The organism is Corynebacterium sp. HMSC034E11, from assembly GCF_001835905.1.
Taxonomy (GTDB): Bacteria; Actinomycetota; Actinomycetes; order Mycobacteriales; family Mycobacteriaceae; genus Corynebacterium; species Corynebacterium coyleae.
On sequence record NZ_KV826385.1, the window covers coordinates 159,607 to 165,653 of the forward strand.

5 protein-coding genes are annotated in these 6,047 nt (G+C 60.7%); 3 read left to right on the forward strand and 2 right to left on the reverse strand.

Going from position 1 to position 6,047, the window contains the following annotated elements; genetic code table 11:
• Positions 1 to 169: 169 nt before the first annotated feature.
• On the reverse strand, positions 170 to 598 hold the full coding sequence (locus tag HMPREF2690_RS02325; protein WP_070820064.1) for a hypothetical protein: 429 nt from the start codon (positions 596 to 598) through the stop codon (positions 170 to 172).
• Between the two features lie 108 nt (positions 599 to 706).
• On the opposite strand from HMPREF2690_RS02325, the gene HMPREF2690_RS02330 reads away from it, so the two are divergent.
• The 3 genes from HMPREF2690_RS02330 to HMPREF2690_RS11875 all read left to right on the forward strand — a co-directional run bounded on the left by HMPREF2690_RS02330 (position 707) and on the right by HMPREF2690_RS11875 (position 4,809).
• A complete protein-coding gene (locus HMPREF2690_RS02330; protein WP_070820065.1) occupies positions 707 to 2,161 on the forward strand; it encodes a DUF5129 domain-containing protein in 1,455 nt (484 codons plus the stop codon).
• 172 nt (positions 2,162 to 2,333) lie between these two features.
• Positions 2,334 to 3,581, forward strand: a complete 1,248-nt coding sequence (locus HMPREF2690_RS02335; RefSeq protein ID WP_070449735.1) for an amidohydrolase — start codon at positions 2,334 to 2,336, stop codon at positions 3,579 to 3,581.
• A gap of 658 nt (positions 3,582 to 4,239) precedes the next feature.
• A complete protein-coding gene (locus HMPREF2690_RS11875; protein WP_070828795.1) occupies positions 4,240 to 4,809 on the forward strand; it encodes a hypothetical protein in 570 nt (189 codons plus the stop codon).
• Between the two features lie 12 nt (positions 4,810 to 4,821).
• Here the strand turns inward: HMPREF2690_RS11875 and HMPREF2690_RS02345 are convergent, their stop codons facing one another.
• Positions 4,822 to 5,718, reverse strand: a complete 897-nt coding sequence (locus HMPREF2690_RS02345; protein WP_070483270.1) for an acetamidase/formamidase family protein — start codon at positions 5,716 to 5,718, stop codon at positions 4,822 to 4,824.
• Positions 5,719 to 6,047 lie beyond the last annotated feature (329 nt).

The window sequence follows — 6,047 nt, forward strand, 5'->3', positions numbered from 1 at the left end:
GGCGGTAGCGATGCGCTTCATGGTTTTCTCCTTGAGGTGAGGTGTGTACCTGCTATTAAACGTGTGTCGAAGAAGGTTCGCAGCACGAACAACAGAAAAACCTCACCACAACAAAAGACCCGGTCCCCCACCAGGGGAGCCGGGTCAAAGTACCGCGTCTAAGTGTGACTTAGAACGGGAGAGCCGGGAGCTGCAGGCCCGGGATAGCGCCGGAGAAGGCAGCAGCTGCGCCGAGCAGTGCGACGAGTGCGACCGGGACGCCGATCAGGAGGCCGAGGATGCCGGACTTGTAGTTGTCGTCCTTGATGAGCTCCTGGATGCAGTCGCCGGTGGACTTGGTTTCCTTGGCCTTGGCTTCGTCAGCCTTAGCGTCGCCGTCCTTGGCTTCGACCTTCTTCTCTTCCTTCTTGCACGCCTTGAAGCGCTCGGAGGAGCCGACCTTGGTCTCGCCGGCCTTGTCGCCCTCCTGCTTGGAGATGGAGGAACCTTCCTTACCCGGCTTCGGGGTGTTGGTGCCCTCGGTCTCAGCGAAAGCCGGGCCGGCAACGAGGGACAGGGACAGGGTTGCAGCGGCTGCTGCGGTAGCGATGCGCTTCATGGGGTTCTCCTTAATGTGATCGGTGAAACATGCCAGGGCTCTGACACGTGTAAACCTAACATCGCTCGCCAAGCGATGTGTGTTACTTCGTCGCTAAAATTTTTTTCCATGGCGAATTTGAGTGAGACTGCAGCGGTTCTTGGCATCACGGCGTTGGTGGGTTTCGGTGGCGCCGCCGTCGGCTACAACATGGTGGATGTGCCGGAGATTTCGCAGGTCACGATGCAAACGCATGGCGCGCCGAATGCGATTATCGACGACCCGCAGCAGGTCCTCTCCCCCGACGACCGCGCACGTCTCGAGCGTGACACTGCACGCATTGATGCGCCTGAGGTGGTCACGGATTTCCACTACATGGTGTTCAAAACGAACCACAAGAACGTCCTCGACGACGTTGAGGCGCTCCTGCGCACCCAGTACCCGGACCTTGTCGATCAGTCGAAGGGCGAGAACGGCCACCTTGCGGACGGCGCGCTCATCGTCGGCGTTGGCCTCGACCCGCGCCAGGCGTTTGTGTACGGCGGCGAGGATGTGACTCGCGAGCTCATGCTTGACGACGACTCCCACCTCACCGATCTCCAGGACGCCATGAAACCCGGCGTGAAGGACGGCAACATCCCGGCCGGGCTGTTCCGCACCGCGAACCAGGCCATGAACGCGGAAGCGCTCGCCCAGAAGCAGGTCGACGAAGCGACTGATGACCAGATCGGCGCGACCATTGGCCTTGGTGTCGGTGGTGCCGGTGTGGCGGGCGCTGGTGGGGCTGGGTTGTTGGCGGTGCGGGGGCGTCGTCGAAAAGCAGTCGCCCAGGCGCGCAAGGACTACGACACCGTGACCAGCGAATACACCCGCCTCGCGGGACGGCTGGACGAGGTGGACGTGCGGGCGAACTCGCTGACGTCCGCGTTTGCCGATGAAACCCTGCGCCGCCAGTGGGCGGAAGTCCGTGACCGCTTCCTGAGCATGAACGAGTTGGTCCACGGCGCGGCGGGGCTGAACGCGATCAACATGAACGACGACAAGGACGTGTACGAGCACCGCAGGCAGTTGGCGGACGCGGCCGAATCCGTCAAGCACGTGTCTAAGGCGGAGGAAAACATCGACAGGCTTTTCGCCGTCGAGCATGGCGACGCCGCAGCGCGACGGGCCGACCTGACCAAGCTCCGCGAGGACGTGCTGCGGGCGCGCAGTGAGGTGAAGGGCAAGGAGCTGAAGCGGGAACTCGACCTGCTGATGGGGCGGATCGAGGCGCTTGACGCAAACCCGAACTCCCCCACCTTCCTCGATGACTTCGTGCGCGTGCTCGGCGATTACCGCGTGATCTTGGACCAGGTGAAGAAGAAGCAGTTCAGCGACGTGAAGGAGAAGCAAAAGCTGCGGGCACCGGCGGTGTACGAGACTGGGTTCTGGTACGGCGGGTACGTCCCATACGTGCACATGCACTCGTGGCACGCGGCGAACGTACAGGCGGCGGAGGCGGCGTCGTCGTCCTCCTCGAGTGGCTTTAGTGGCGGCGTGTCCTCGTCGGGCTTTTCCGCTGGTGGCGGTAGTTCGTCATTCTAAGAAATTTTGAGGTGACAGTCGTCACAAAACACAGTTAGGGCTTTTCCTTTATTAGGTCCGTGTTTATGCTTAGGCGCGGAGAAATTCGAAGCGCAAACCCGCCACTGAGAACACGCAGTGGCGGGTTTCCTTATGCCACGACCTAGTAGGTAGGTAGGCGTACCGTGAAGGTATGTCTGTCGAAATTGGCAAGGTCAAGAAGATTTTGGGTGACCTCATGTCAACCGGAACCGAACGCGAAGCGCTGTACAAGCACTTCCACCAACACCCCGAGCTGTCCATGCAGGAGCATGCGACCGCGGAGCGGATCGTAAAGGAACTGGAATCCTCAGGTATCCGGGTAACCCGGGTGGGGGAAACAGGGGTGGTGGCGGTCGTCGATAATGGCGAGGGCCCAGTCGTGGCCATGCGCGCAGACATTGATGCGCTGCCGGTCAAGGAAGCCTCTGGCAAGGACTATGCCTCCACGGCCACGCAGGTTGACGTTAAGACCGGCGCGGAGGTCCCCGTCGCCCACTCATGTGGTCACGATTTCCACCTGATGTCGCTGCTCACCGCGCTGCAGGCGTTCAACGCTCACAAGGACCAGTGGTCCGGCACCTTTATCGGCGTCTTCCAGCCCGCTGAGGAGACCGCTGAAGGTGCCCGTGCGATGCTCGAGGCCGGAGTGGAACAGGCAATGCCACGGCCCGACGTGTACCTCGGCCAGCACGTGCTAGCCAGCCTGCCCGGTGGACACGTGGGCACGCGACGCGGACCGGTGCTGTCGTCTGCGTTCTCGGTGAAGGTCACGGTGCACGGCAAAGGCTCCCACGGGTCGATGCCGGAATTGGGCGTGGACCCGGTCGTGCTTGCCTCCAGCATCGTGATGCGACTGCAAACCATCGTCTCGCGCGAAGTGGCGGCCAAGGAAACCGCGGTGGTGACCGTCGGTGCGATCCACGCGGGCACGAAGTCCAACATCATCACGGACTCCGCCGAACTGCTCATCAACACCCGCGCATACAGCAGCGAGGTCAGCGAGCACCTCAAGGAAGCCATCGAGCGCATTGTGCGCGCCGAATGCGTCGCCGCCCGCAGCCCAAAGGAACCCGAGTTCACCTACTACGATCGCTACCCACTCACCGACAACGACGGGGACGCCACCGACACCGTCCGCGAAGCCTTCGACGCATACTTTGGCGACGAATCCTGCGACCTCGACCCCGTCCCCGCCTCCGAGGACTTCTCCATCATCCCCGACGCGCTCGGTGTCCCCTACACCTACTGGGGCCTGGGCGGCTTCGCGGACATGAGCAAGGCTGTGGGCAACCACAACCCGGCGTTCGCACCTGATCTCCAGCCCACACTCGACCGTGGCGCCGAAGCAGTCGTCGTTGCTGCTTCCGCCTGGCTGACCGTGCCGGTCTCGGCGGATTAGTGGAGTTTAAAAATTTATGCAGCGGCCAATGGGGGGCATGGGCCGCTGCAAAGGACCCGAAGGCCCTGGGTGGGGACTATGTCCCCCAAAGGGAGCCCGCGCCTCTCGCACTCTAAATGGGGGGGTGGGTGAGTGCTCAGCCGGTTCTCGGGGGGGGTGTAACCGTGGGCGGGGCTCCGGCTCAAATATAGATCATGTGTAAATGGCTTGTCTAGTCTTAGTGCAAAATACTGCTAAACATGCAGGTAGATAGCGTGGTTTTGCGGTTGTGAGGTGCGGTTACGGCAGTTCCACGCCACACTGCTTGAGGATCGTTTTGGGCAGGCGGAAGCGAGCGGCTATGCGAACAGGTGTGCTAATTTTGTGCTGAAGATTCTCGGCACCTATTAAACTGTCGGTTAATAAAACTGCTGGTTACGAAAGAAGCAGACGGAGGCGAGAAAGTTGCCATTGGAAATCACTGTCACCAATAGTGAAGAGCTTCTTGAAAGGAAGCGAGAGTGTTTGGCATCTCTAAGGGCCACCACTCGCCTTCCCCATGCTGAATTTCAAGACCTCAAGGTGCTGGCGAATGCCGGCATGTTGAGCGAGGATGAGCGGACCGTGTACGACGAGCTGCAGACAGTTCTCTTACTGCTCGGTGAGGGTCGTTTTGGGAGTGCATGATGCGGCAGGGCGGTTTCTCGGCGACGTAAGAGACACGTTACTTGAGGCGTTGCCGCTGGCATGCAGAGCGGATTTACAGGCGAAAGCCAAGCTAAACATCGACAAGAATATCGTGGTGGGTGATTTCAAGGCTCCTCTCGTTCACGGTGCTGGACAACCTGTTGAGTTTGAGCGTGACTACACCAGCGCCCCCTGTGCGCATATCCACTACTCAGGGGTCGCAGGGTTGCTCAGTCCAGCATTGATGCAGAACTTTCAGGACAAATCAGGCAACCCGAGGAAGAAGGGCCGCCTAGATGAATTGCACTTACCTGTGGGAGGAAAGCGTTTTCGTCCGTCGCTTGAGGACTTCCTCTATTTTGTGATCAGCGAATGTGGATTCCGCGGGAGGCCAGGATGGGAACCTGCACTACAGGAACGACGCCGAGTATGGCTTTCTAAACAGGCTTCTGCGGCAACCCGAGATCATCCCGAAGCTGCTGCAGAGGCGCTCAGGGACCTCGGGTTTACCGTCACTCCCCCGAAGGGGTTCACTACGCCTAAAGCAGATGCGCAATGGTGAATTGCCCGTTAGCTACGGCAGTTCCACACCGCACTGCTTGAGGATCGTTTTGGGCAAGCGGAAGCGAGCAGTCATGCGGGGGTCGACGATCTGGCTGATCTGGGTGTCGCCAACCAGGGATAGCAGCATGAGGGCGTCGGTGGCGTCGAGGCTGGATGCGTTCACGAGCCAATCGCGCATCATGCGGGTGGACTCCTTGACGGCGTCCATCAGTTCGATCTCGGAGGAGATGGCGTAGACCGCGTCGCCGGAATCCAAGAACGGCAGCGGCAGCGGGCGGCCTTCGAGCACCGTGACGCGGATCTTCACCTCGGCCTCGATCTCGGCGCCACAGACTGCGACTTCGCCATCGCCCATGACGGCGTGGACGTCGCCAAGGCTAAGGTTCGCGCCGTCGACCTCCACTGGCAGGTACAGGGTGGAGCCGGCGACGATCTCCTTCGTGTCCATGTTGCCGCCGTGCTGGCGCGGCTCACCGGTGGGTACCGACTCGGATGCCGGTGCGGTGCCGATGACGCCGATCATTGGGCGGATGGGGATGGTGATGTCGTCAGAAAACTGCGCCTTGCCATCGCGGATCGGGACGATGCGGGTGCGCTCCTCCACCGTGCCGGGCAGCGCGCCGAAATCAGGGTGGGTGGTCATGGTGGCCTGCTCGCCGACCTCGATGCTGAGGATCTCCACCTTCAGTGTGTCGCCAGGGCGTGCTCCCTTGACCGCGATTGGGCCGGTGGCTGGGTTGACCTTGTCCCAGCCGACGGTGCTGAACAGCTGGGACTCGTCGGTAATCGTGTTGGAGAAGCAGTCAAGGGTTCGAACCGTAACCTCGTCGCCGCTTTCCACATGAAGGCGCGGCTCTTGGTCCGGAGACAGGGCCAATACACACGCGTTGGAATCGATGGAGTGCATCCTTTTACCTCTCTTCGAAGGAACAACCACTGGATTGCCTCTGACCATAGTTGGAAACAGAAATTCGCAGGTGAAGGTTGTGAAAAGGGTGGGTGCGTTCAAGGTATTAGGAGCAAGGAGCCTCATTATCGACGAGGCCCGCGAACGTTTGGCGCGTGAACCCCTCGACCGGTGCTGCCGAATGTTTCACGTGAAACCCGGCTGTTGTAGGGCGCTGGCGATAACGAAGTCGCGACTTGCCCCCCGAGTTTCCCGGTACCAAATACGCGGAACACGGGAGCACCGGCTCTGCGAAACGGTTGCGTCCCTTAGTGTGGTGTAACGCTTGC